Annotated in this window: 25 protein-coding genes; 12 read left to right on the forward strand and 13 right to left on the reverse strand. The window is 42.5% G+C overall.

Going from position 1 to position 26,274, the window contains the following annotated elements; all coding sequences use genetic code 11:
• Nucleotides 1–29: 29 nt before the first annotated feature.
• A complete protein-coding gene (locus AC0VYJ_RS21395; protein WP_475366208.1) occupies nucleotides 30–1,076 on the reverse strand; it encodes a class I SAM-dependent methyltransferase in 1,047 nt (348 codons plus the stop codon).
• A gap of 157 nt (nucleotides 1,077–1,233) precedes the next feature.
• Here AC0VYJ_RS21395 and AC0VYJ_RS21400 point away from each other — a divergent pair, with 157 nt between their 5' ends.
• The 3 genes from AC0VYJ_RS21400 (at nucleotide 1,234) to AC0VYJ_RS21410 (ending at nucleotide 5,489) form a co-directional block, all read left to right on the forward strand.
• Nucleotides 1,234–2,979 carry a B12-binding domain-containing radical SAM protein gene (locus AC0VYJ_RS21400; RefSeq protein WP_475366209.1) on the forward strand — a complete coding sequence of 582 codons (1,746 nt, stop codon included), beginning with the start codon at nucleotides 1,234–1,236 and terminating at the stop codon, nucleotides 2,977–2,979.
• A gap of 143 nt (nucleotides 2,980–3,122) precedes the next feature.
• Entirely contained in the window at nucleotides 3,123–4,571 is a 1,449-nt protein-coding gene (locus AC0VYJ_RS21405) for an amidase (protein ID WP_475366210.1), read from the forward strand.
• Between the two features lie 24 nt (nucleotides 4,572–4,595).
• Entirely contained in the window at nucleotides 4,596–5,489 is an 894-nt protein-coding gene (locus tag AC0VYJ_RS21410) for a DMT family transporter (RefSeq protein ID WP_475366211.1), read from the forward strand.
• Between the two features lie 78 nt (nucleotides 5,490–5,567).
• Here AC0VYJ_RS21410 and AC0VYJ_RS21415 read toward each other — a convergent pair whose 3' ends face one another.
• From AC0VYJ_RS21415 to AC0VYJ_RS21430, 4 genes are read right to left on the reverse strand one after another with little or no spacing between them, the layout of a single operon-like run.
• Nucleotides 5,568–6,314, reverse strand: a complete 747-nt coding sequence (locus tag AC0VYJ_RS21415) for an IucA/IucC family C-terminal-domain containing protein (protein ID WP_475366212.1) — start codon at nucleotides 6,312–6,314, stop codon at nucleotides 5,568–5,570.
• Nucleotides 6,304–7,104, reverse strand: a complete 801-nt coding sequence (locus tag AC0VYJ_RS21420) for an ABC transporter ATP-binding protein (protein ID WP_475366213.1) — start codon at nucleotides 7,102–7,104, stop codon at nucleotides 6,304–6,306. Before AC0VYJ_RS21420 ends, AC0VYJ_RS21415 begins: the two co-directional genes overlap by 11 nt.
• 15 nt (nucleotides 7,105–7,119) lie before the next feature.
• Entirely contained in the window at nucleotides 7,120–8,169 is a 1,050-nt protein-coding gene (locus AC0VYJ_RS21425) for a FecCD family ABC transporter permease (RefSeq protein ID WP_371017893.1), read from the reverse strand.
• Nucleotides 8,166–9,176, reverse strand: coding sequence for a FecCD family ABC transporter permease (locus tag AC0VYJ_RS21430; RefSeq protein WP_371017894.1), 1,011 nt, complete (start codon nucleotides 9,174–9,176; stop codon nucleotides 8,166–8,168). The genes AC0VYJ_RS21425 and AC0VYJ_RS21430 overlap by 4 nt, the downstream gene beginning before the upstream one ends.
• 166 nt (nucleotides 9,177–9,342) lie before the next feature.
• On the opposite strand from AC0VYJ_RS21430, the gene AC0VYJ_RS21435 reads away from it, so the two are divergent.
• On the forward strand, nucleotides 9,343–10,299 hold the full coding sequence (locus AC0VYJ_RS21435) for an ABC transporter substrate-binding protein (RefSeq protein WP_194218257.1): 957 nt from the start codon (nucleotides 9,343–9,345) through the stop codon (nucleotides 10,297–10,299).
• 158 nt (nucleotides 10,300–10,457) lie between these two features.
• The gene (locus AC0VYJ_RS21440) at nucleotides 10,458–11,375 is read left to right on the forward strand and encodes a zinc dependent phospholipase C family protein (protein WP_194218256.1); all 918 of its coding nucleotides are present in this window, start codon (nucleotides 10,458–10,460) and stop codon (nucleotides 11,373–11,375) included.
• Nucleotides 11,376–11,549: 174 nt separating this feature from the next.
• On the opposite strand, the gene AC0VYJ_RS21445 is transcribed toward AC0VYJ_RS21440, so the two are convergent.
• Nucleotides 11,550–12,836: an MFS transporter gene (locus AC0VYJ_RS21445; protein ID WP_430245543.1), complete on the reverse strand. Its 1,287-nt coding sequence runs from the start codon at nucleotides 12,834–12,836 to the stop codon at nucleotides 11,550–11,552.
• A 162-nt stretch (nucleotides 12,837–12,998) separates the two neighbouring features.
• On the opposite strand from AC0VYJ_RS21445, the gene AC0VYJ_RS21450 reads away from it, so the two are divergent.
• Entirely contained in the window at nucleotides 12,999–13,307 is a 309-nt protein-coding gene (locus tag AC0VYJ_RS21450; RefSeq protein WP_194218254.1) for a hypothetical protein, read from the forward strand.
• A gap of 93 nt (nucleotides 13,308–13,400) precedes the next feature.
• Here AC0VYJ_RS21450 and AC0VYJ_RS21455 read toward each other — a convergent pair whose 3' ends face one another.
• On the reverse strand, nucleotides 13,401–14,276 hold the full coding sequence (locus AC0VYJ_RS21455; protein WP_475367539.1) for an NAD(P)-dependent oxidoreductase: 876 nt from the start codon (nucleotides 14,274–14,276) through the stop codon (nucleotides 13,401–13,403).
• Between the two features lie 77 nt (nucleotides 14,277–14,353).
• Between AC0VYJ_RS21455 and AC0VYJ_RS21460 the strand changes: the two genes are divergently transcribed.
• Complete coding sequence (locus AC0VYJ_RS21460) at nucleotides 14,354–15,310, forward strand: YndJ family protein (protein ID WP_475366214.1); 957 nt, start codon at nucleotides 14,354–14,356, stop codon at nucleotides 15,308–15,310.
• A gap of 46 nt (nucleotides 15,311–15,356) precedes the next feature.
• Here the strand turns inward: AC0VYJ_RS21460 and AC0VYJ_RS21465 are convergent, their stop codons facing one another.
• Together AC0VYJ_RS21465 and AC0VYJ_RS21470 are read right to left on the reverse strand one after the other, a co-directional pair.
• Complete coding sequence (locus tag AC0VYJ_RS21465; protein WP_276511785.1) at nucleotides 15,357–15,806, reverse strand: MarR family winged helix-turn-helix transcriptional regulator; 450 nt, start codon at nucleotides 15,804–15,806, stop codon at nucleotides 15,357–15,359.
• A gap of 81 nt (nucleotides 15,807–15,887) precedes the next feature.
• Nucleotides 15,888–16,334 carry a MarR family winged helix-turn-helix transcriptional regulator gene (locus AC0VYJ_RS21470; protein ID WP_475366215.1) on the reverse strand — a complete coding sequence of 149 codons (447 nt, stop codon included), beginning with the start codon at nucleotides 16,332–16,334 and terminating at the stop codon, nucleotides 15,888–15,890.
• Nucleotides 16,335–16,496: 162 nt separating this feature from the next.
• On the opposite strand from AC0VYJ_RS21470, the gene AC0VYJ_RS21475 reads away from it, so the two are divergent.
• Nucleotides 16,497–16,919: an organic hydroperoxide resistance protein gene (locus tag AC0VYJ_RS21475; protein ID WP_475366216.1), complete on the forward strand. Its 423-nt coding sequence runs from the start codon at nucleotides 16,497–16,499 to the stop codon at nucleotides 16,917–16,919.
• Between the two features lie 324 nt (nucleotides 16,920–17,243).
• Nucleotides 17,244–17,972, forward strand: coding sequence for an MBL fold metallo-hydrolase (locus AC0VYJ_RS21480; RefSeq protein WP_475366217.1), 729 nt, complete (start codon nucleotides 17,244–17,246; stop codon nucleotides 17,970–17,972).
• Here AC0VYJ_RS21480 and AC0VYJ_RS21485 read toward each other — a convergent pair.
• The 3 genes from AC0VYJ_RS21485 to msrB all read right to left on the reverse strand — a co-directional run bounded on the left by AC0VYJ_RS21485 (nucleotide 17,969) and on the right by msrB (nucleotide 21,099).
• Nucleotides 17,969–19,018 (reverse strand): GGDEF domain-containing protein, encoded by a 1,050-nt coding sequence (locus AC0VYJ_RS21485; RefSeq protein WP_475366218.1) that lies wholly within the window; start codon nucleotides 19,016–19,018, stop codon nucleotides 17,969–17,971. The genes AC0VYJ_RS21480 and AC0VYJ_RS21485 overlap by 4 nt on opposite strands.
• A 135-nt stretch (nucleotides 19,019–19,153) precedes the next feature.
• The gene (locus AC0VYJ_RS21490; RefSeq protein ID WP_475366219.1) at nucleotides 19,154–20,152 is read right to left on the reverse strand and encodes an NAD(P)/FAD-dependent oxidoreductase; all 999 of its coding nucleotides are present in this window, start codon (nucleotides 20,150–20,152) and stop codon (nucleotides 19,154–19,156) included.
• A complete protein-coding gene (msrB, locus tag AC0VYJ_RS21495; RefSeq protein WP_475367540.1) occupies nucleotides 20,149–21,099 on the reverse strand; it encodes a peptide-methionine (R)-S-oxide reductase MsrB in 951 nt (316 codons plus the stop codon). The genes AC0VYJ_RS21490 and msrB overlap by 4 nt, the downstream gene beginning before the upstream one ends.
• A gap of 265 nt (nucleotides 21,100–21,364) precedes the next feature.
• On the opposite strand from msrB, the gene AC0VYJ_RS21500 reads away from it, so the two are divergent.
• Together AC0VYJ_RS21500 and AC0VYJ_RS21505 are read left to right on the forward strand one after the other, a co-directional pair.
• Nucleotides 21,365–22,597 carry an aminopeptidase gene (locus tag AC0VYJ_RS21500; protein WP_475366220.1) on the forward strand — a complete coding sequence of 411 codons (1,233 nt, stop codon included), beginning with the start codon at nucleotides 21,365–21,367 and terminating at the stop codon, nucleotides 22,595–22,597.
• Nucleotides 22,598–22,736: 139 nt separating this feature from the next.
• Complete coding sequence (locus AC0VYJ_RS21505; protein WP_475366221.1) at nucleotides 22,737–23,681, forward strand: ATP-grasp domain-containing protein; 945 nt, start codon at nucleotides 22,737–22,739, stop codon at nucleotides 23,679–23,681.
• Nucleotides 23,682–23,712: 31 nt separating this feature from the next.
• On the opposite strand, the gene AC0VYJ_RS21510 is transcribed toward AC0VYJ_RS21505, so the two are convergent.
• A complete protein-coding gene (locus AC0VYJ_RS21510; RefSeq protein WP_475366222.1) occupies nucleotides 23,713–24,834 on the reverse strand; it encodes an HD domain-containing phosphohydrolase in 1,122 nt (373 codons plus the stop codon).
• A gap of 301 nt (nucleotides 24,835–25,135) precedes the next feature.
• On the opposite strand from AC0VYJ_RS21510, the gene AC0VYJ_RS21515 reads away from it, so the two are divergent.
• On the forward strand, nucleotides 25,136–26,245 hold the full coding sequence (locus tag AC0VYJ_RS21515) for a DUF2515 family protein (RefSeq protein ID WP_475366223.1): 1,110 nt from the start codon (nucleotides 25,136–25,138) through the stop codon (nucleotides 26,243–26,245).
• Nucleotides 26,246–26,274: the final 29 nt, after the last annotated feature.

The following is a 26,274-nucleotide window of genomic DNA, read 5'->3' on the forward strand; positions in this document are numbered from 1 at the left end:
TATCATAGTTAAGCAAGAATCGCTAGTAATCAGCGCGCTCTTGCAATAATGCCGTTATGCACTTTAATATAGCCGTGCCTTACAATATCCATGCCGTTTTCATACGCATAGAGTCCCATTTGACGGATATCCATTAGCTCACGATACGTATGATTCATCATATCAGCCATCACATGATAATAAAGACGTGATTTCATCTGATTTCGAGGTGTTGTCATAATGACGTATCCATCATCTTTTACAAATTTGCGATGCCATTCTAAAATGGCTGGTTTATGTTCATCCGGCACATGTTCAAGCAAGCCTACACTTAGAACAATATCAAACTCTTTATGAAAATCGAGATCACGAATGTCTTTTACAAGATAGCTAATGTTCATTTGATCTTTGTACCAAACTTTTGGTCCGCCCGTTTGTGGATTTGTTCCAAGAAAGGGATACGTATTCGGAAAATGAGCAAAACGATCTGTTTTACAGAAGGCATCGTAATCTACCATGACAACTTCTCCACCCGGATACATCGCATGAAGCTGCATCGCTTCATACCCTTCGGCAGCACCAAGAAAGAGAATACGAGGATTTTTTACATCAAGTCCTTCAAAAAGCGCTCGCTTTCCACGCGGATCCCAAATCCCATCCTCGATGCGGTGCACATAATTCCAGAGAGATAAGCGTACCATCTCCCCCAGGCCATTCTTGACATCACGAAGATGAAAGCCTTTGAAGCTATCTTTTAGAGAAGACTTCAAGCGCTGCTGTTCGGCAGGTACATCTTGCATAAATAGATTGTGAAATGAGCGATTAAAAAACTCCCACGAGGTTTTCACAGGCATATCCTGCTTATGTTCAGACTCCCAATCTAGACGCTCTTTCGCGAGCTTCTTCACTTCAAACGGCCTTCCTACCTGTTTCCAAGACATTTGCGACCAGTCGCTTACCATATTTGCATTCACAAAGCGATCGAGCTGTTCATTCCTCGGATTCCTTAAATCGACACGATAACTCGGCAGTAATGCTGTGTATTCAAAGTCTTGTTCCGAAAAAGGGTGTTCAGGCGTTAATGAAGCAAGTTCCAATTAGCTCACTCCTTATTTTTTCACTTATTTTCTCACGGAAACGCTTTCATTACAAACATTTTACGAATATGCCGACAAATGATCACGATAACCTATCTAAATTATTTGTGATGAAGGTGATATAATAGAGAAATTAACGATCAGGAGTTGGAAAAGAATGAAGATTGTAGTAAGTACGTTAAATGCGAAGTTCATCCATACGTGTCTCGCATTACGGTATTTGAAAGCCTCTGCTGCCCCAGATTATGATGTACAAATGGCAGAATATACGATTAAAGATCCGATTATGAATATTGTAAGTGACCTCCACAGTATGAAAGCTGATGTCATTGGATTTAGCTGCTATATCTGGAACATTGAAGAGACGATTCCTGTCATTGAAATGTTAAAGAAAGTAAATCCATCGCTCACGATCGTACTTGGCGGTCCTGAAGTCTCATATGATGTGTATGAGTGGCTCGATCGTATTCCTCAGGCTAATTATATTGTTATGGGAGAAGGAGAAGTGACGTTTAAAGAACTGCTTCAATCAATTGAAACAGGAGAATCAGTTGAAAACGTAAAAGGGATTGTTTACAGAAAAGATGGAAGTAATCATATTAATCCACCAGCACCAAAACTAAGCTTAAGTGAGATTCCATCGCCTTTTCGATTCGAAGAAGACCTTGCTGATCTCGGTCGCCGCGTCACTTACGTTGAAACGAGTCGGGGATGTCCTTATTCCTGTCAATTCTGTTTATCCTCTATTGAAGTTGGCGTAAGGTATTTTCCTGTAGATCGAATGAAGGAAGAGCTGCGTTTCTTAATGGATAATGGGGCAAAAACGATTAAGTTCGTTGATCGAACATTTAACATTAGACGAAACTACGCGATTGATATGTTTCAATTCCTTATTGATGAACACCGCCCTGGCTGTGTGTTTCAGTTCGAGATCACGGCTGATATTATGCGACCTGAAGTACTAGAATTTCTCAATCGCGAAGCTCCGCCCGGACTCTTCCGATTCGAGATCGGTATTCAATCAACCAACGATGCAACAAATGAACTCGTGATGCGAAAGCAAAACTTCGAGAAGTTGGCACGAACGGTGACAATGGTGAAAGACGGCGGCAAAATTGATCAGCACCTTGATTTAATCGCTGGACTTCCTGAAGAAGACTACGCTTCTTTCCGAAAAACGTTTAACGACGTTTTCTCCTTCCGTCCGGAAGAGCTGCAGCTTGGCTTTTTGAAAATGCTACGCGGCACAGGTGTCCGTCTAAGCGCTGAGAAACATGGCTATCTTTACATGGATCATGCACCTTATGAAATTCTTGGAAATAACGTTCTTTCCTTTGATGACGTTATTCGCATTAAGCAGGTAGAAGACGTGCTAGAAAAATACTGGAATGATCATCGTATGGACGCAACAATTGAGTATCTTGTTACGGAAGTTTTCCAATCTCCATTTGATTTCTTCCAAGGTTTCGGCAGCCATTGGGAAGGAAAAGGCTGGTCACGAATTGGTCATCAGCTAGAAGATTTATTCCGACGCCTGGCTGACTTTATTGAGAAGCATGCTCCAGCTCATCATGACCGCGTCACATCACTTATGAAAATCGATTACTTATCAAAGTCCAAAAAGAAGCCTCGTACGGTGTGGTGGCGTGATCGCCTTGAGAAAGAAGAAGAAAACGCCCTATTGAAGCTTGTAAATGAACAACCAGCTTTGCTTGGAGAAGACTATCAAGTGTTAAACCTATCAGAACGAGAACTGTATAAGCATACAGTAATCGATCTGTTACCGAGCTCAGAAGACGGGCAAATACAGAAAACCATTTTACTCGTTTACTATCATCCGAAAACAAATGAGCGTAACGTGTTTTATGGTGTTCTTCCTTCAGAATCTTCCGTTGCGTTGTAAGACTGAAGGGAAAAGGCATTTCGACATAGATGAAATGCCTTTCTATTGAGTGACGTCTCGATTTAAAGGATTTTGTACGTTCAAGACGAATACAGTAATGTACTGATGCCGGAGGGTAGGCCGGTAAAATATGGAGGGATAGCATGAAACTATTAGAAATGGATGCCTTGTCCCTATCGAAGAAGATTTCCAACAGAGAAATTTCATCGTACCATGCCGTTAGAACGTATATTGAACACCTGAATGCCATTAACCCAGCCTTAAATTGCCTTGTAGAAGATCGCTTTGATCAAGCTATAGAAGAAGCTAGAAAAGCAGATTATACCCTCACTACAGGAGATGCTAAAGGGCGACTGTTTGGCGTTCCAATTAGTGTAAAAGAGTGCTTTCATGTAGCGAACATGACGACAACAGGTGGCCTCGGGTATCGTGCAGGATCTCGCGAGAAGAAAGATGCTGAGGTTGTCAGACGCCTTCGCGAAGAAGGTGCCATCATACTCGGAAAAACGAATACACCTTCCCTTTGTTTTTGTCAGGAAACGGATAATAAGCATTACGGCAGAACGAATAACCCGTGGGACACCTCAAGAACAGCAGGTGGATCCAGCGGTGGGGAAGGTGCTTTGATCGCTGCAGGCGGTGCCGCAGTTGGTCTCGGTGCTGACATCGGCGGCTCGATTCGATTCCCCTCACATTTTAATGGCATTATTGGCTTTAAATCCGGCAATCGTCAGGTATCTCAAGAAGGAAATTTTCCTTTTGTTGACAAGCCAGAGCAAGAACGCATGCTAGGAATTGGTGCGATGAGCAAGTCTGTTCAAGATGCGAGATTAATTAACCAGATTATCGCTCATGAACAACCACCTGAACGTAACCTTGCAGATTTTAAACTCGTCTACCCAGTTCCTCACCATCGCTATCCGATTAATCGTGAAACGTTTCAATTGATCACAACCATAAAGGATGCGTTTGATGGCGAGCTTTCTGAAGAGCAGGCAAATCCCCCATTTTTTGAAGAAGCCGCTCTTATGTGGCAACAAATGATGTCGATCGACGGGGGAGCCGATATGGCTAAGCTTATGTTAGAAAACGATAAAGCAAGTCCAATCGGTGAATACATGAAGGAAAAGCTTTTCCGTAGTTCAGATGTACATCCCTACTTATCGTGGGCGCTTATTGGAACGAAGCTTTTCAAGCCTAACCAAAAACAAATTAAACAAATCCATGCTTCGCTAAAGCGTGGAGATGAGATTTTAGAAGATTATTTGGACGACCGAATCTTAATTATGCCAGTCTATCATTCACCGGCACCGCTTCACGGAGAATTGTATCAAGAACTTTTCTCCATTCGTAAAACCTTCTTGAACTATATGCCTTACATTGCGTATGCGAATGTGTGGGGGCTCCCTTCTCTTACAATTCCAATCGGAACTAGTAAAGAAGGCCTTCCAATCGGTGTACAGCTAGTAAGCCGCGTTGGTCATGAAGAAGCGCTTTTTCAGCTAGGGGAGCAAATTGAACAGCGCATCGGCGGGTATAACCGCTGTGTGCAGCATGATCAAAAAGCCGAGGCTGAAGCAGAACTCGTTTAAGTCGTAATGGAGGATTGAATCCCATTGTTTAAAAACCAACATACGAAGCCATACATCGCCATTATAATCGCGATCCTATTTATCTCCACTTCCGCCGTCATCGTCAAGCTAGCAACTGCTCAAGCTTCGATTATTGCGATGTACCGTCTCGTTTTTGCCATACTTATTATGCTACCGATTATCCTACGAAGCTATCGAAACGCCTTTCGTCATATTAAAGCTTCTGATTGGGGATTCGGAAGTCTTGCAGGCGTTAGTCTCGCCTTTCACTTTATTCTCTGGTTTGAGTCGCTCAACTACACGTCCGTTGCAAGCTCTGTTGTTCTTGTCACATTACAGCCGCTGTTTGCCTTTATCGGTACGTATCTTTTCTTCAAAGAAAAACTCACCCTTCTAGCTATTGCTGGAGGGGTGACCGCTGTGACCGGCTCTATTCTGATCAGCTGGGGGGATTTCAAGATTAGTGGAATGGCTCTGTGGGGAGATCTTTTAGCCCTGACGGCATGTGCCATGGTAACTGGATACCTCTTGTTCGGTCAAAACATTCGAAAGCGGCTGGATCTGATGCCATACACCTTTATCGTTTACGGGATCGCTGCTCTTACGCTTATCATTTATAACGTTGTATTACGCTACCCGTTCTTTTCTTATCCAGCTCCAGACTGGGGATATTTCATCTTGCTCGCGATATTCCCAACGCTTCTCGGTCATTCTCTATTAAATTGGGCAGTGAAGTGGGTGAGCGTGAATGTCATTTCAATGAGCATCCTATTTGAACCGATCGGCGCTAGTATTCTAGCCTATTTTATCCTTGGCGAAACATTGCATACGATGCAATGGATTGGTGGCGGAATTATCATTACCGGTCTTTATCTCTTTATAAGAAGCTACACCTACAAAAGAAAACCGAAAAAATAGCTTGGCGTCCCCCTTTCGGGGGACGCCAAGCTATTTCGACAGCATTCGTGCTAAACCGGGTGGTGCCTGTCACTACTCCTAGCGCGCTTTAGGACACGTCTTACAGCACGCGCCACCTTCCGATACTTGATCGTACAAACAGCAAGTACGGCGGAAGCGGATCTCTCCATCTTCACGCTTCACTTTCTCTGAATAATACGGCATGAACGGGTTTGCGCCGCAGGTGAAACTTGTGCAGTTAAACTCCTTGAGAAGGAAATGAAAGTCTTCTTTAGCTCGACGCACTTGTTCCTCATTTCCTTCAGATGGGATCAGAGTTTCATAGAGCCAGAACAAGTAAATGGACACATTCTCCCATAGAATCGCCGCTGATAATTTCGTCGCTTTCACCATTGCTTCAACAAACGGAGCAAGGTTCTCGTTAATCAGTTTATTGGCAAGTGCTACTCTTATTTCAACACGATCTTTCTGATTAGTGGTGACGTCTACGCCGTTATCAATCATAAGATTCATCATCCAGGGCTCCGCATCTGTATTAACTTCATAGCAAAGCTCATCAGTTCCAGCCAGAATCGCTTTATCCCACATCGTAAAAGCATACAGTATCGGCACAACCGTCATAAAACCATATCTTTTCATAAACTGTGATCCCGCCACAATTATAGATGGAAAATGGCCATCCTCCACGAGCTTTTCAAGAAGACCTTTTAAGTGATGCTCATCGTGTAGCTGCACTAAACTTGCACTGCTTTCACCCACAGTGAGGCGAAACTGTTTCAGTCTTTCTTTCTCGTCTCTCGTAAACACCGGGTGCTCAGCGACCATTTACCTTCCTCCCTTTGCCATGTGGTACACAAAGCGGTGTACCGAATAGCGGATCCTCGATAATGTTACATTGAAGCCCAAACACATGCTTCACAAGCTCTTCATTCACGATCTCTTCAGGTTTCCCCTGATCATAAATGCCCTTATCCTTCACAGCAATAATATGGTCGGCATAGCGACAAGCGAGGTTTAAGTCGTGAAGAACCATTAGAATGGTCCGGTTATCCTCTTTATTCAATTCAAATAGTAAATCGAGTACCTCCACTTGGTGAGCGAGGTCCAAGTACGTTGTTGGTTCATCAAGTAATATAATATCCGTATCCTGAGCAAGGGTAAGCGCGATCCAGGCACGTTGCCGCTGTCCTCCAGAGAGGGAATCAACATTACGCTCAGCAAACTCTTCCATGTGCGTTGCTATTAGCGCGTTTTGAACGGCATCTTCGTCCGCTTCAGACCATTGACTAAACCACGTTTGATAAGGATATCGTCCTTGCTTAACGAGCTGCAGAACTGTGAGGCCTTCAGGTGCGACTGGTGACTGTGGAAGGATAGCCATTTTCCGAGCGATTTCCTTTGTTGGCTTATTCGCAATAGCCTCTCCATCAAGAACAATTCCTCCAGAATGCGGCTTTAGAAGTCGAGCTAGACTTCGTAATAGCGTTGATTTGCCACATCCATTTCCACCAATGAGAACGCTCATCTCTCCTTTAGGAATCAATAAGTTCAGCTGATCGATAACGGTTTGTTCTCCATATCCAAGCGTTAAATCTTTCGTTTGCAGTGCGTACACGTCGCCACCTCCTCATCATTTGTTTCTCGATCGAATCAATAAATAGATAAAATACGGTGCTCCAATCGCCGCTGTGAATACACCAGCCGGAACCTCCAAAGGTGAAAAAAGCGTGCGGCCAATTAAGTCAGCAATCATCACAAGTATACTACCAACAAGCGCAGCCACCGGCACAACTACACCGAAAGACGATCCGACGAGCTTTCTCGCAATATGCGGTGCCATTAAACCTACGAATCCGACTCCACCAGCAAATGCAACAGCCCCTCCTGCAAGCGCCGTGCTAATTAGCAGTAACGCAATGCGGTCTTTTAAAAGCATTGCTCCTGCACTTCTTGCTACATCATCACCAAGCTCTTGCAAATTCACCCGTCTTGAGTAAACCATTAAAATAATCATCAGAACGACTACCCACGGCAGCAGCGTCAGAACATCCTGGCCGTTCGTTCCGTGAACACTTCCCGTTATCCAGATGTTTGCATCAGACGCTCTGTAAATAGGACCGATAATCATCAATAATGTCGTTAGCGCCTGCAACAATGCCGTTAACCCTATCCCAATCAGCACTAATCGAATCGGTGAAATACCATTTTTCCATGATAATCCAAACACAAGAAATCCTGCTAAAATAGCGCCGATAAAGGAAGCGAGCGGCAACCATTGAATGCTTACCGTAAGGGCATTCGCTTTATCACTAAAGATCGTAAGAAAACCAATCGTCGCAAGTGCACCGCCCCAAGTGATGCCAAGAATATCAGGTGACGCAAGTGGGTTCCGAATCATTCCTTGAAGAATAGCGCCAGATACAGCAAGGGCCGCTCCAGCCAAAATGGACATGGCGATTCTAGGAAAGCGGAACTGCTTCACAACAAGCTCATTCATCTCATTCCCATAACCAAATAGCGCCTTCACCACTTCATCCGGGGTCATAAATATCTCCCCAAGGCCAATACTAAGTAATGCGATGATGATAACAGCGCCAGTCAGTCCTGCTATTACCCAAAGCGAGCGGCGATCTAGTAGAAAAGAAACAGCTTTCATTCGAAAGGAAGTGTATTTCATCATAGCTGTTTAAACTCCCTTCGAGCAATATAAATGAAAAATGGCGTTCCGATGACAGCCGTTAGTACACCAACCGGCGCTTCAAGTGGCATAATTACGTACCGAGCGGCAATATCAGCTGATAACAAAAGAATCGCCCCAATGATTGCGCTGTACGGAATGACCCAACGATAATCCGGTCCTGTAAAAAAACGAGCAACGTGTGGTACGACGATGCCAATAAAACCAATCGGTCCGGCTACGGCTACTGATCCTCCGGCAAGAAAAACGATAAAAAGTGCTGCGAAAGCTTTGACAAGCAGGGTACGTTGCCCAAGTCCTTTTGCGACATCTTCTCCAATCACCAGAGTGTTAATTTTCGGACTGATCAAAAGCGCACCGACTAAGCCAAGTCCAATGTAAGGAATAACCGAGTAAAGCATATTTAGACTGCGCCCTTCAATCGAGCCAGCAAGCCAGAAGAGAACATCTTCAAGCGCTTTCTCATTCAACACAAGCATTCCTTGCGTTAATGAGGAAAACATCGCCGCAATTGCCGCACCGGCAAGGGTCAGCTTCATAGGTGTAAGCCCTTCTCTACCAAATGAGCCAAGCACGTACACGACGATGGAGGCGAACGCAGCTCCAAGAAACGCTAACCAGCTAAATGCTGCAAGTGACGTAACAGAGAAAAAGGTGACCGCAATCACAATCACAAAACTCGCCCCCGCATTTACGCCTAATATGGACGGCGAAGCAAGAGGATTTCGAGTAATCGCCTGCATCAAAGCACCCGCGACAGCAAGACTTGCGCCTACGGCAGCCCCGATCAGTGCTCTCGGAACGCGATTTTCGATAATGATAATATGTTCATTGCTTCCATTAAACTGCGTAAAGGCTTGCCAGGCCGTTGTCCATGTAATACTTGTTAAGCCATAGACCACGCTCGCAAGCATCAGTATTATGACAAGCAACAAGCCAACTGCTAATCCGAACCATTTTTTATTCATCGAGTGTAATTTATGCGTCATAAAGGTTAATCCCTTTCTTTATCATCCTTTTTAAGTTTAAGAAAAGAATGAAAACGTGTCAATGAATATGAGAATCACTCTCATTTAACTGTTGACTAATTTGTGACAATTCAGTATGATTACATCGTAAATGAAAACGATTATCAATGACAAGGAGGATATACATATGTTAAAAAAAGGATGGCTCATCGTTAGTCTAAGTGTACTTATGATCCTTGCTGCGTGCGGCACAGGTGGGAATAATGAAAACGCTACTAACTCTAGTGGGCAAGAAGAAGAGTCTACTCGAACGGTTTCACATGCAATGGGTGAAACAGAAGTGCCAGAGAAGCCAGAAAAAGTTGTTATTTTAACTAATGAAGGAACAGAAGCACTACTTGCTATGGGAGTAACACCAGTTGGGGCAGTACAATCATGGCTCGGCGACCCGTGGTATGAGCATATTTCGGACGATATGAAAGATGTTGAAGTCGTTGGAACAGAAAGTGAAGTGAATCTTGAAGCTGTCGCTGCACTTAAACCTGATCTCATAATCGGAAATAAATTACGTCAAGAAGACATCTATGATCAGCTTAGCGCGATCGCTCCAACCGTTTACTCAGAAACGTTGAAAGGCGACTGGCAGGAGAATTTCAAATTCTACGCTAAAGCACTAAATATGGAAGACAAAGGCGAAGAAGTGATGAGTGCTTACACCGACCGCATTGACTCCATGAGTGAAGAACTTGGCGATCAGCTTGATCAAAAAGTGTCGGTTGTTCGTTTTCTAGCTGGACAAACAAGAATTTATTACAAAGACTCGTTCTCTGGCGTTATCCTTGAGCAGCTAGGCTTTGATCGTCCAAAATCACAGCAAAAAGAAGATTTTGCTGAAGAAGTAACGAAAGAACGTATTCCAGAAATGGATGGCGACGTGCTCTTCTACTTCACGTATGAAGCGGGAGATGGCGAAGCGAATTCCACTGCGGAAGAATGGACAAATGATCCATTATGGAACAATCTTCAAGTTGTCAAAGACGGTAACGTTCATGAGGTGAGTGATGCGATCTGGAATACGTCTGGTGGCGTCATTTCGGCTAACTTGATGCTTGATGATATTGAAGACGTTTTTCTAAGTAAATAAAGAAATAAGTGTAGCCCGGCCTGCGCCGGGCTTTTAATATGCTTGAATTTATGAATTTAAGGGAAAAAGAAAGAGAAATGTTTTCTGAAGATTATGGCAAGAAGACAGGTTCTCTTCAGGTATACTAATAGAAAGACATATAAGGAGGGGATAAATCGATGCCAAATGTCTGGACACATATTTTATTCGGAGAAGAAGCTGCGATGGAAGCCGGCATATGGAATACGATCAAAGGTGACCTGCCTTTCTTTCGACTTGGTGCACAGGGACCTGACCCTTTCTTTTATCATAATTTCTGGCCCTGGAAAAAGAATAAGCCTGTTCAAGAAGCGGGATCAGTTCTTCATCAAGATCATTGTGGTTCATTCCTCATGGAGATGATTGAATACGGAAAGCAGGACGATCCGATGCTTCGCGCATATATCCTTGGCTTTGTGACGCATCATATTCTTGATCGAAACACGCATCCTTATATCCACTATCGTGCCGGTCTTGAAGGCAACCGACATCAACAGCTTGAAATTATTATAGATACCATTTTGATGAAAGAATACAAAGATGTAGAAACGTGGAAAACACCCGTTTACCAAGAGATTCACATTGGCAAATCACTCTATCCTCCTATTGAACTCATGCTGTATGAATTGATCCAAACCTTTTATCCAGAAACAGCTGAACGTATGCCAGACGACTATATTACTCAATCTTATCGGGATATGGTACTTGCGCTAAAAATATTATTCGATCCACACGGATGGAAAAATCAACTTTTAAAGAAACAAGTCTCTTCCTTTTCCTATCGAAAACAAATTGGCAATGAAGATTATTTAAATCGTGAAGGCACCACTTGGATCCATCCAGCTATTAAAGACGAGGAATCCACCGCGACCTTTGAAGAGCTGCTTGAGCAAGCGGAAGAAGAAGCAACAAGTATCCTGCCTCTTATTCATGATTACTGGCACAACGAAGAAAACTGCCTAACTGAATTAAAAACACAAATCGGCAACCGCTCATATGACACAGGAAAAGATTGCACGCTTTCACTTGAGTTAAAGCACTTCGACCCCATTTTGTAAGGGGTTTCATGTCATAGGAAGGCTCTGAGCAGTGTTATACTGCTCAGAGCCTTTTTTGTGGTCTGTTACCTGGTGAACTGTAGAGAAAACCACTTAATTCCGCGATTTTCTCAATAATTCCGCGATATCTCACTTTTTCCGCGAAAACCATTATTAATTCCGCGATTCTGCTAATTACATATCCACCCCTTCATTCACCATCACAACCTTCGCCTGCTCTTTCCCTTTTTCGATATTCACTTTACTAAGTAAATAGATGCCTGCTAGAAAAAAGACAACTAACGATACGATCCCAAGTCGACTTGAGCCTGTTACCTGACCAACGAAGGCAAAGAGAAACGGACCGAATATCGCTGAAAATTTAGCTGAAATCCCATAGAAACCGTAAAATTCTGCATGACGATGATCCGGAACCATACTTCCAAAAATCGAACGACTTAATGCTTGGGCACCCCCCTGAACGAAGCCAACCATGATCGCAAGTAGATAGAAATGCGTAGCAGTTGTCATAAAGTATCCTAGTAAAACGATGCCCACATATATCCATAGTGCTAGCATAAGCGCTCGTTTCGGGCGAATTTTCTTCGCTAAGTAGCCAAACAAGAAGGCGAACGGTATGCCTACAAACTGCGTAATGAGGAGCGCTGCAATCAAATCATTCGCTCCTATTCCGATATCTCTTCCATAGATCGTCGCCATTTTAATAATAGTGGAAATGCCATCATTAAATAACCAAAAAGCGACTAGAAAAAGAAGCAGCTGTTTATAGTGGTTCAATTCCCTAAAGGTTGTGCGAAGTCTTTTAAAACCGATTGTCACGTAGGAGCCGCTTAATTTCGGCTGACTATGCTCAACTTCATGCACGTTTTTGAACATTGGGATCGAGAAAACAAACCACCAGACCCCAACACTTGCGAATGAAAGCTGCGTCGCGACAAGCGTATTCGGAAGAAAAAACCAGGATGGATTTAAGATCATCATCAGGTTAACGAGAAGCAGAAGCCCGCCGCCAATATAGCCAAAAGCGTAGCCTCTTGCTGAGATGCGGTCCATCTCCTCCCCTTTTGCGATCTCGGGTAAGAATGCATCGTAAAAGACGTTGCTACCTGAGAAACCGATTGTTCCAAAGATTAGTAGAATCGAAGCAAATAAATATCCGCCCTCACCAACGAAAGCCATTAAAACACTCGCAATCATTCCCATATAAGCAAAAAAGCGCAAAAATGTTTTCTTTGAATTAGAATAGTCAGCAATAGCACCAAGGATCGGGGCAAGAAAAGCTACGATTAGAACGGCAATGGATTGCGAATAGCCCCAATATGATGTGGCAAGGCTTTGGTCAATATTCTTGGCAGCGACATCGTAATAAAAGACAGGGAGTACTGCTGCCATCATCGTCGTTGCAAAAGCAGAATTAGCGAAATCATACATCATCCAGCTACGAATCTCTTTTTTTCTCATCTTTTTGCCTCCATGATGTTCAATTCCTTTCAGCATAGCAGGTCGTGACACCTCTTTCTTCAGGCTGGAACATTCTTCATGATCATTTTACAAATGACAGACTTGCTACATATTCTAGCTGCGAGTACACTAGCGGTAGAGTAATGAAACGGAGGTCGTCCTATGGACCAAAAAGAAATTCAAGACAAAGTTATTGAAAACTACCAGCGCGATGAAAACATGATGATTCTTGTTTTTGCTCAGTGGTGTGTAAACAATGACTTAAATCCAGAAACGCTTTACGCAAAAGCTTATCCAGATCAGGTGAATAACCCTGCTCTTAAACAAAGCATTGAACTCGTTGTACCAAAAGAAGAATCAGAGCATATCCCAGATCAAACGGTGATTGGCGTCCTTTCTCTTTTCGGAAATGATGATCTTGCATTTGTTGTAACAGAAGAAATCGACAAACGCCAAAAAGAAGATAAATAAGCGTTTACCACAGTTTATTCGATAGCAGAGGGAAACTTCCCTTTATAATCAACGAAAGACCCGGTGCATATGCTCCGGGTCTTTCGTTTTCAATTAGGCATCGCGAAATAGTTTCACAAGTGCCTGTGTACCACTATCTTCTTCTCCACGCTCAGCAAGATCTTCGTAGAGCTTTTTTGAAAGCTCAAGGCCAGGTGTCAGCATGCCCATTTGCTTGGCAGATTCAAGAGCAATCGTCATGTCTTTAATAAAATGCTTCACGTAAAAGCCAGGCTCAAATCGATTTGAAACCATTCTTGGCGCAAGGTTGCTTAGCGACCAGCTGCCAGCTGCGCCAGATTCAATACTTTCAAGAACTGTTGTCGGATTCAACCCTGCCTTTTCCGCATAAACTATCGCTTCAGTAACACCCATCATGTTACTTGCGATGGCAATTTGATTACACATTTTTGTGTGTTGTCCTGCTCCTGCTGGGCCTTGAAGAACAATATTTTGTCCCATTACTTCGAAAATCGGTCGAGCTTTTTCAAACACTTCTAACTCTCCACCGACCATAATGGATAGTCGCCCTTCCTTCGCTCCAACGTCTCCTCCTGATACAGGAGCATCAAGCGCGTAGAGCTGTTTTGATAGAGCATGCTGATAGATTTCTTCAGCAAGAGCCGGGCTAGAAGTTGTCATATCAATTAGAATCGAATGCGGCTTAGCATGTTCTAGTATCCCTTTCTCACCTATGTAGACCTCTTCTACATCTTTAGGATAGCCGACCATAGTGATGATTACGTCAGCATTCGCTGCCACGTCCTTCACTTCATCTTGCCATTCTGCCCCTTCTTGAATAAGCGGTTCTGCCTTGCTTTTTGTTCGCGTTGAGATAAGCGTGCGATATCCCGCTTTGATTAAGTTCCGAACCATGCTTTCTCCCATTACACCAATCCCCACAAAACCTAGTACTGGCTTTCGATCCATTTCAATCGCCTCTCTTCCCAGAATTTCCTTTTCTATCACTTCTCTTCATCGTACACTAAAAGAGAGGTGAAATCATAATGAAAACAAGCAGTTTTGCCGGTCTATTTCTTTGGGTAGCCTTCGTTGTCACGAAATTACTCACAACTCCAATCGATACACTTCAATATGTCATGATGTTATTAATGTTCGCTTATCTTGTACTTGTGCCGTTAACCTTAAATCTCGTCCCACAGAGAAAGAACTCCTTTTATCGTTATGCCACCTGGATTCAGCTTCCATCAGCTGTTTTTGCTGGTGTTTCCTTCTTTATTGAACAGGGAACGCTCGCTGTACTTCTAGCCGTTCCGTGGTTTCTTACGACGATTTTAATTGCGCTCTACGGATTTTCTCGTCTCCTCCAAACATGGAAGAGAAGCACAATTTTTGAAGTTCTCATTCAACTGGGGTTGATGTACATAAGCATTGGGGGACTCTGGCTCATTCTACATCGGTCAGGCATCCAGATTCTCCATTTTAGTGATGTAATCGTCCTGCTCACATCTATTCATTTCCACTATGCCGCTTTCATTACACCCATTACGATGGCGTTCATCGGGAAAATGCTTCTAAAAAAAGCACCTTCCATTCAGCCGTGGTTTAAAACGATTGCGAACTTTGTTCTATTCGGACCACCTTTCATTGCGGTTGGTATTACACTATCGGATTCGTGGCCCGTTCTTGAGTTTATTTCAGTCGTTGAATTCGTAACACCGCTCATCGTTTTTTCGATTCTTTGTCTCGTCTATTTAGTACCAACATTGGATTATTCCGTTCAAATGTTGCTCTCAATTTCATTCGCTTCTCTGCTATTCTCGATGAGTTCCGCTATGATTTATGGATTTGCTCATGTGAATGAAACCGTTATTCTCGGTATTCCTTTAATGGTCTTTTTCCATGGATTCGTGAACACATTTGGCTTCTCTTTATTTGGCCTGCTTGGCGTGACCGCGATGCAGGAAACAAAAGTACTCAAAAAAACCAGCCTCTCTACATAATGTGAGAAGCTGGTTTTTTGGATCATATTAAGAAATAAAGAGGAATTTATAGCTCCTCTGCATAGTGACCGAGTTTTTTCAGTAGTGTAATGGCCGTTTCTTTCTCAGACTCATCCAAACCGGCAAAGATCGACTGGACTTGTTTCTCATGGTTAGGAAAAATTCGATCCATTAACTTTTTACCTTCATCCGTGATAACAGCATGTGTGATCCGTCGATCATTCGGACATGGATTGCGCTTCAAATACCCTTTTCCTTCAAGCTTGTCGACAACGTAGGTGATGCTTCCACTCGCAAGTAGAATTTTCTCACCGATTTGCTGTAGCGGCTGATTTCCTTTGTGATAAAGCAACTCAAGCACGGCAAATTCCGTTGGATTTAATCCATAGCTTTGAATATCCGTTTTAATATGATCGGTAACAGAGCGATTCGATCTAGCCAGGACAATGAATAGCTTTAGTGAAAGCTCACGATCTTTATCATTCATAACGTTCACCCTTAACTTCTAATATCTTGAATTCGAGATAATTATACTTAATTCCAATAACTTATGTCAACTTAATCTGGAAAATTGCTACTATTTTTCATTCACGGAATGAATATGGTCCAACAGCTGTTGAAAGCCAGATAATGCCTTCGTGAATTCCTCTTTTGATAAACCACTGTTTGCCGCCAAAGCGTTTGGAATGATCGAAGCTTCCTCTCTCAACCCTTCCCCTTTTGATGTTAAACGAACCATCACTCTGCGCTCATCTTCTTTCGAACGCTCTCTCATCACAAGACCCGCTTCTTCCATTCTTTTTAGCAGGGGAGTTAACGTGCCTGAGTCCAAATAAAGCTCTGCGCCAAGCGCCTTCACGGTTGTTTCATGTTTTTCCCAAAGAACAAGGAGAACGAGATATTGAGGATACGTAATATCAAGCTGGTTCAAATAAGGACGATACATCTTCGTAATTTCCCTTGAACAAGCATATACAGAAAAACAGAGCTGATTCTCTAGTTTTAATTGTTCGTTATGGTTCATGATAACCCCTTCTTTTCAATAAGTTGTGCACAATCAACTTATCCCGATTTGACTGTTATGTCAACATGATCGCTTTCTGTTGACAGATAAATAACGATGAGATATATTTAATCTTGTAAAATTAAATTGTGCACAACTTAAATTATTAGGAGGAATTTTATTATGGAATCGTTATATACTGCAAAAGCATCAGCACACGGCGGCAGACAGGGTAAAGTAGAATCATCGGACGGCGTCATCAACATGGACCTTCGTATGCCAAAAGAACTTGGCGGTCAGGGAGGAGAAGCAACGAATCCTGAACAATTGTTTGCAGCAGGTTATGCAGCTTGTTTCGATAGCGCCTTAAATATGGTCGCACGCATGAAGCGAATTAAAATCAAAGATACGGTAGTAGAAGCGCACGTATCAATCGGAAAAGAAGAAGACGGCGCATTCGGACTTAGTGCGAAGCTACACGTTACAATTCCAGGTGTCGATCAAGAAACAGCAAACGAACTTGTTGAATCGGCACACCAAACTTGCCCTTATTCAAGAGCAACGCGCGGAAATATGGAAGTGGAGCTAGAAGCAATCGCGAAGTAAGCTTCAATCACTGGAAAGAGCTGCCGAGTGTCGGCAGCTCTTTTTACTGTTTGAGCGTTTTGGCCAATAAAAATGGAATTTGGCTAATAAAATCTATATTTGGCCAATAAATTTCGATTTCGGACAATAAAATCAAATTTTAGCCAATATCCACACCACTCCACCAGAAACACACCACTCCAACTAGGAGAGAAGGTTTTTTTCTCCTCAAAAATCGCTATACTAGAAGTAGATTAGCGGAAGGTGTGATGGATTGTGCTCACCGTTTCAGAATTCGAGGGGGTTAAGGCTGTAAAAGGGACTTTTCAGCTTGGGGGCGTTCGGATGAACGTATATATGTACCTTGTAGATGAGCTCTTGATCGACTGCGGACCTAGCCGCCTTCAAAAAGAAATAATGGATTTTCTCTCTAAGGAGAACTATACCCAAATAATCTTAACGCATCACCATGAGGACCATACAGGCAATGCTTCGATGCTTTCTTCAGGAATACCGATGTATATTCATCCTGAAGGCATTCCTTTGTGTCGTGCGAGACCTCACCTCCCACTCTATAGGCGCGTTTTCTGGGGCTCCCGAAAACCATTCGAAGCTAGGGGAATCGAGCACCGAGTCGTAACAAAGCATCATACATTTGATTTACTTCACACGCCTGGTCACGCGCCAGATCACTTGGCTCTTCTTGAGAAGGAACGAGGGTGGCTGTTTACAGGTGATCTCTACGTCATGAGTCAACCAAAAAGTATTTTCGCGTTTGAATCAATTCCAGACGTCATTCAATCACTCCAAAAAGTACTATCACAAGACTTTAAGACTGTTTTTTGTTCGCATGCTGGTATATTACAAAACGGGCGCAGACGATTAGAGGAAAAGCTTTACTATCTTCTTTCCATTCAAGACCAGGTTCTTGCAAAACATAAGGATGGCAAGCCGGCATCCGTCATTCAGAAAGAATTGTTTCCAAGTCGCCATGTGCTGAACTACTTCTCACTTTTCGAAAATTCATCTAAACATATCGTTACCTCGATCATAAATAAAGAAGGATCACGCTAGTAGACGTGATCCTTTTCAGTATATTGATCATACCAATAAATTCGATTTCTCCCCTGTTTTTTTGCGAGATATAACCGCTCATCTGCGAGTTTCATGCATGGAATAATGCCATTTTCTAAAGGATAAAGTGCTGTTCCAAAGCTCATTGTCACACTGAAATATTCGCCCTTTGCAGTGAAGGTCATGTTTCTGATGAGTACCTGAATATGTAGCAAACATTCTCTCGCTTCTTCTACATCCTCAGCATCCAACAAAAGCGCTAATTCCTCTCCGCCATATCGATATGCTCTGCCTTTTGTTCCAATTTGTTTCTTTAATACTTCGCCTATTTTACGGAGCACATTATCGCCAACTAGATGCCCAAATTGATCATTCACCGATTTAAAATAGTCTAAATCGGCAAGAACAACAAGAATTGGCTTCTCCTGCTCAGCACAGTAACGTAAATCTTCTTGAAAGGAGCGATGATTGTATAGATCTGTTAAAAAATCTTTCCGCGCAATGTCTTCTAATTGAGTATTCTTGGAGCGCATCTTCCGTTCTCTTGAAACGATAATCCCGCCAAGAATCCCCATAAATATAAGGAACATAAAATCTAGAAGATATGAAATCAGGTCCTCACCCGTAAACGAATAACCGCTAAAAATAAGAACTCCTGTATAACCAACACCTAGAAAAAGCGCTGCAATCATACCTCCGCTAAATTTCCAATACACTGCAACATGGAGGATAATTAAATATCCGATGGGAAAGAGTGGACTCCCTCCGCCTCCAGTTAACACAATAAGCCATAGAAAAGCGACGTAATCAAAAGCGACACTCACTTTCGTCATATAGTGGTATCGTTTTGAATTTAAAGGCGTTCGATGAAGCGCATATTCAGCGACTGCCATATAAACAAAACCAAATATAAGCAAACTCAAAAAAGCGATGCTATTTCCCTGTAATAAAATATAATAATATGCCCCTGCAATGAGGAGAAAAACCCATCGAAAAAGCGATAAAATCTTTTCAATTATATGGTCGTTTTCTGTTATCACATTCATTATTTCACCCTTTTCACCTTGATTTATTTCAAGTATGAAAATTTTTCCACTACATTTATTATAACGCAAAAGTTACGAAACAATAGGCTGTTTTCAAAACTTTCGAACAAGATGAATACAGAAAAAAGGAAGACTTCACGTGGAAGTCTTCCTGTTCATCAACTGCTTTATTTCTTCTGCTACAGCTAATCCTGATAATACAGCACTTTCGATTCGCGTTCGTCCGGTTTGATCATTTTCATGTAAGAATGCATCCCCTGCTACAAAGATAGCCTCTTTATCAGAAACGTTTAGAAACGGATGATTATGAACGTGAACTGCTTGAGCATATCGCCATCTTTTTAATTGTTGAGACACCAACGACTCAAGGGGAAGCAAGTGCTCTATCTTTTTCAGGATATCAGCTAAAACAGCTTCATCCTCATAATGATAAAAACTCTTTGAGAAATCAGGAGTTGCATAGACCGTTATAATACGTTCATCCGAAATACCTTTTACACGATTATCAACCATACGCTCGATGCCATCAGGCAAATCTGAATCCTTATGCCCTTCAGGAGGTAGCCTGGTTTCGTCTTCTTTTTTAAAAGTCAGAAGGCCAACTACCGCAGGATCGAATGTTATTTGGTTGAGCGATTGAAGCGATTGATCCGATACTTGAACATCACTCGCTTCAAGAAGCTGAAGCGTCTGGGGAGCTGGTGGAGTAAGTAGTACAAGGCTTGCCTGGACTCGCTCACCTTTCTCCGAAATAACGACGTACTCTTCTTCAGCCCGCTCAATTTGCTCAACTTTACTATTTAATTGATGCGGTACTCCACTAGCAAGATTCTTTACTAATTGATTCATACCGTTTGTTGCTTTGTATCTTGCATGTTTGTCTCCAAACCACCTTGATATCCATTGGTTCTGTTCCCATTCATCGACAAATTGCTGGAACTGATCTGTTCGAACGGTGAAAAATTGTGCCCCATGATCAGCTCGACCATCTCCTATTTTTCTCGTTGCGAGCCGGCCACCGACACTTTTGCTTTTATCAAGTACTAAGACATTAATCCCGTCTTCGGTTAATTTCCTTGCTGCAAGAATTCCAGCAACACCGCCGCCTACAATCGCAACATCAACTTTTCTCATTCAAATAGAACTCGGTATTCGCCGTATCCTTCTTCTTCAAGACTTTCTTTTGGAACGAATTTCATTGCTGCTGAATTAATGCAATAGCGAAGACCATTCTCTAAAGGACCATCATTAAATACGTGACCGAGATGAGAATCGGCTTCCTTGCTTCGCACCTCTGTTCGAATCATAAAGTGACTGAAATCCTTCTTTTCTTTCACAAAATGATTGTTGATCGGCTGCGTAAAACTCGGCCAGCCACAGCCAGCATCATATTGATCCGTTGAGCTAAACAGTGGTTCACCAGAAACAACGTCAACATAGATACCTGGTTTGGCATTATCGTAATACTCATTCTGGAACGGACGCTCTGTTCCATTTTTTTGTGTCACTTCGTATTGAATATCTGTTAAACGACTGCGAAGTTCGTCATCGTTTTTCTCATACGCCCAGTTTTTCTCTATGAAATCAGCGCGACCTGATCCTTTTTTGTAGCGATTGTAGTGGGCAGGATTTTTCTTATGGTAATCCTGATGATAATCTTCAGCCGGGTAAAATGGCTTGGCTGGGAGGATTTTTGTCACGATCGGTTTTGAGAAGCGTCCACTTTCTTCTAGCTCTTTTCGAGACTCTTCAGCCAGTTTCTCTTGCTCTTCGTTATGATAATAAATCGCTGTGATGTACGTGTCACCGCGGTCAAAGAACTGCCCGCCTGAATCTGTTGGATCAATTTGACGCCAAAATAGATCAAGTAGTTTAGTGTATGGAAAGACGTTAGGATCAAATGTAATTTGAACGGCCTCAACATGACCGGTAGTTTTCGAAATGACTTCTTCGTATGTTGGATAAGGCTTCTCTCCGCCTGTATAGCCAGATACGATGCTTTGAATGCCTGGCATTTCTTCAAATGGCTCAACCATACACCAGAAACATCCTCCAGCAAATGTTGCAAGCTCATAATTCATACTCATTCTCTACCACTCCAATATAGAAGATTTATTCTACCCTTAAGTGCTACTAAAGGTTCGATTGGTTCGTCTAACCATCAGAAGGAAATGAACCACCTCCTCCTGATGGAAGTATTCACTTTACATATAACATATCCGAAATGGACGGTTTATTGCCAGAAACTTGCTTTATGAGTAGGTAATCAGGGAATAATTTACTAAAAATCAAGAAATCTGCTACAATTTAGAAGTATAACTACGTGAAAAAAGGAGATCTTCGACTATGGCTACGTTTCAAGAGAATCTACAGAAATACGCAGATCTAGCGGTTAAAGTAGGAGTAAATATTCAACAAGGACAAACTCTTGTTGTAAACGCTCCTCTGACATCAGCCGAATTTGTTCGAAACATTGCTGAAAGCGCTTATGAAGCTGGAGCTAAAAATGTCCATGTTGAATGGAACGATGAAACCTTAACTCGTATTAAGTTTGACAAAGCACCTGACGAAGCATTCAAAGAATTTCCGACCTGGAAAGCGAAGGGCTTTGAAGAGATGGCAGAAAACGGAGCGGCTTTTCTCTCAATCACCTCTTCTAATCCAGACCTTTTAAAAGGTGTAGATCCTGAACGCATTTCGAATGCAAGCAAAACAGCAGGCAAGGCGATGGAAGGGTACCGCAACTATATGATGTCTGATCATAATAGCTGGTCAGTTGTTGCCGTTCCTTCTAAAGGATGGGCTCAGAAAGTGTTCCCTGACGCACCAGAGGAAGAACAGGAAGCCAAGTTATGGGAAGCTATTTTCCAGGCCACTCGTGTTTCAACTGGCGATCCGGTTCAGGCATGGAAAGAGCACAGTGCTAACCTTGAACAAAAGGTAGATTACCTAAACAATAAGCATTACAGCAAACTTCACTATCGTGCGCCGGGAACAGACCTCTCTATTGAACTTCCAAAGGCTCACCAGTGGGTTGGCGGAATCAGTGAGAATGTGAAAGGCGATCATTTTGTTGCGAACATGCCAACAGAAGAAGTGTTTACAATTCCGAATAAAACTGGTGTGAACGGTGTTGTGTCCTCAACAAAGCCCCTTAGCTACGGCGGAACAGTCATTGAGGACTTCACGCTTACATTTGAAAAAGGACGCATTGTAAAAGCAGAAGCGAAGAACGGCAATGAAACACTACAGCATCTAATCGAAACGGATGAAGGCGCTCACTATCTCGGTGAAGTAGCGCTCGTTCCTCATGATTCACCGATCTCGAATGCAGAAATCATTTTCTTCAACACGCTTTTCGATGAAAATGCTTCGAATCACCTTGCGATTGGGAATGCTTATTCCTTCTGTCTTGAAGGTGGAAAAAACATGTCTAAAGAAGAGCTTAAAGCGGCAGGAGCTAACGAAAGTGTAACGCATGTCGACTTTATGATCGGTTCAGAAGAAATGGATATTGATGGAATTAAAGAAGACGGGACAAGTGAACCAGTGTTCCGCAAAGGAAACTGGGCAATTTAGTTTTTAAAGCAGAGCAAACGAGCTCTGCTTTTTATTTTGGGACAGGTGATAGAACGTTTTCACTGGGATTATGATGAAAACTCCTTTATACTTGAGTAAAATGATAGGTTTTAACGGTTATAAAAAAGGAGGTTATTACATGAGCGCAAAAATATATATCATTCATGAGAACGAGGAATGGACAAAGCCCCTTAAGCATGAACTTGAACAGCTTAACGTCCCATATGAAGATTGGTTTCTGAGCGAAGGAAATTTCGACTTAAGTGACGTACCACCAGATGGTGTTTTCTATAATCGGATGAGTGCATCCTCCCACACTCGTGATCATCGCTATGCACCCGAATATACTGCAGCAGTACTATCATGGCTTGAGAGTCATGGGCGAAGAGTATTAAACGATAGCCGCGCACTAGCCCTTGAAGTCAGTAAAGTTGCCCAATACGCAGCCCTTAGAAAACATGGGGTCGTTACACCAAAAACGATTGCCGCTGTCGGAAAGGATCATCTTGTGAACGCAGCTGATGCATTTTCTGAGCCATTTATTACGAAGCATAACCGAGCTGGAAAAGGACTCGGCGTTCAGCTATTTAACAATCCAGAGACGTTGAAGGGCTATGTGATGAGTGATGCGTTTGAAGATTCGATTGATGGGATCACATTGCTTCAGCAGTACATTCAGGCTCCTGACGCTTCGATTACTCGCTGTGAGTTTGTAGGCGGAAAATTCCTCTATGCCGTTCGTGTCGATACATCTGAAGGTTTTGAGTTATGTCCAGCTGATGCTTGTCAGGTTGGGGATTCTTTTTGTCCGACAACAGAAGAACCCGCTCCTAAATTTGAAATCATTGAAAACTTCGATCATCCTGTTTTGAACAATTATGAAGCATTCTTAAAAGCGAACGGCATCGCCTTTGCAGGAATTGAATGCATTCAAAATGAGCGTGGCGATTTGTTTACTTATGATGTGAACACAAATACGAACTACAATGCCGATGCAGAGAAAAAAGCAGGTATTTCTGGGATGAAAGCCATCGCTGAAACGCTTGCACAGGAACTTTCTAACCTTCATTCTCTACAAAAATAAAGAAGAGCGCCGTGGGCGCTCTTCTTGCTTCTTAATCTTTGTATTGCTCTTTTATCTGGAGAAAATCGTCTATATTTGCTAAAAAAACGTCAATAAGATTGGGATCAAACTGGCCTCCTCGCTCCTTTTTAAAATGAGCGAGAATTTTTTCTGAGTTCCACGCTTTTTTGTAAGGACGATCCGTAGCAAGCGCATCAAAAACATCAGCAACAGAAACAATCCGGCCATAGATGTGGATGTCGTCGCCACTTAGTCCCTCTGGATAACCTTTGCCGTCCCAACGCTCATGGTGCTCCTTGGCAATAACGGCCGCTGCCTTTAGTATACTGCGATTAGAATTTTTCAAAAGGTTATAGCCGATATTAGCATGTTCCCTTACCGCATTGAACTCCTCTTCCGATAGTTTACCAGGCTTATTTAAAATCGCATCGGCAATGGCTACCTTCCCGATGTCATGCATCGGTGAAGCTACTTTAATGAGATCTGCTTCTTCTTCACTCAATCCGGATTTCATCGCCAGAAACTTTGCATACTCCGCTACTCGTTTAACATGAGCTCCTGTTTCCTGTGAACGAACTTCCCCAATTTCGCCCATTTTGAAAATGATCTCTCGTTGAGCCTCTTCCATCTCTATGTTCATTAACACAGCTTCGAGCGCTTGAGCTGTATAAGAAGCTGCAAGGCTCAAATACTTTACGTCCTGAGCTGTAAATACTTCATCAGCGGTTAATTTGTTGATGACCTGATAGACTCCAAGTCTTTGATTCTTCTTATTCGTAAGAGGAATGATCATGACTGACTTCGTTCGGTAGCCTGTCTTCACATCCAACTCTGCACAAAACCGCTTGTCCTCATAAGCATCATCGATTACGAGTGACTTTGTTGTTTGATAGACGTAGCCTACAAGTCCGCTCGTAGCAGGAACACGAATTTTTTCCATACCATGAGGAACTCTTGCCAACAATTCATCTGTTTTCTCATCATATAGCCAGAGCGTACATCTGTCAGCAACCGTCATATCCCTCCCCATATCAGCCATAAGCATCAGAAGTCGGTCCAGATTGTTCTCAATCGTGATACGAGACGCATAATCAAAGATAATTTCGAGAAGCTCTTCAGAATGAAGCTCTCTTTTTAATCGGCCATGAGACATGTAGCAATTAGGCCTCCTTCAACGTGCTCATTTCTACTCGTGTGAATGAGCCAAATAGTAAAATATGAACGTGCAATTGTTATGAATACTTCTATCATACACTTATCCAAAGTTTAGTGGTAGATAAAGGAAGATAGAAAACCCACAATCACACCCAGTTTTTGTGTTGCAAATAGGTACAATTTGATCTCACTCACCCAAGTAGGCATCCCTTGTTAACAAAACCATTCGAAAGACTTTCTTCTTTCCTGATTCTACATTCATACGTATATAGAAAGGCAAACAAGGGAGTGGAAAAGTTGTGAAGTCCTTAATATCATTCTTTCTACCACAAAAGAAAAAGAGTCTATCTGCTCCTCTCATATACGAGTTAAAAAACGCGATCAAAACTCATTCAACTCCCACCTCATTTTCGGCGGAGGATCAGCAGCTCGTTCAATTCATTCTTGAAAAAACAGAGCGTGCAAATGCAAATAACGTCACTCGAACCAAAGCTTATCTGAGTTTCTTTTTCCAACATCCAGAAATTCATTGGGCTTTCCTTGCCCATCTCGTATCTCGGAATGCAGGATGGACAATGACTGATCTACAAGGTGAATATCTCCCCCACCTATTATCAGTAGATCAGCAGATATCCTTCTTCTCTTTTTTGGAACGAGGAAACTGGCTTATTTTTCAGGATGCCTATCCTCAGCTTCTTGTTTATCAAGAAAGTATTAAAAGAAGGAAACCACTTTTTCACCTACTATCTGCTTTTCACGTCTCTTCTTTTATGAGTGTTGTATGGAGAAGGTTCTGGATTGAAAAAGACCGTGATATCCTTTCAACAGCCCTGATTATCAATGAACAACACTACATCGATTCACGCATAATAAAGGATGATGTCTTCCATAAATCAGTTTTTAAAACATTGCCTTTTCAACTACAAAATGTTTTCAATATGAACGTGATATTATTTCCGAGGAATGATAATACCTCTATTCAGCTAATTGGTGAAACTGCCAATCATTTTCTTTATGTTAAGGAACGAATCCATCTTGGAAAGCGTCTCTACCAGATTCTATTTTCTAAGCAAGAAATCCTCAACGACATTTTAGATTGGGCATCACATCATCCGCATACTGGTTCACGTAAAGACTTTTGGCCACATTTTTTCCATCCGGTAAAGGAAGGAATACCAGGAGAAAAGCGCACCATCGAAAAGTGCAAGGTAACAGAAGGCCCGCGTATTTATAGCCCTCTTTTATCTGTTTGGAAGGAAGTCAGTCACGAGCCCCCCAATCGAGAGGATTGGTTTACAAATGATTCAGCCCTGTCTCTATTTTCGTTACCCGCTCCCGATTTGACAGGAAACGTCGCGAAAACCTACTGTCACTCAATTGAATGCCTCGAAAAACTCTGTCGCATATAAAAGACCCGTTCTTTTCCAATAAAAAAACT

It is taken from the genome of Anaerobacillus sp. 63XJN7_5_ISO-PGPR-S23-430, assembly GCF_056173695.1.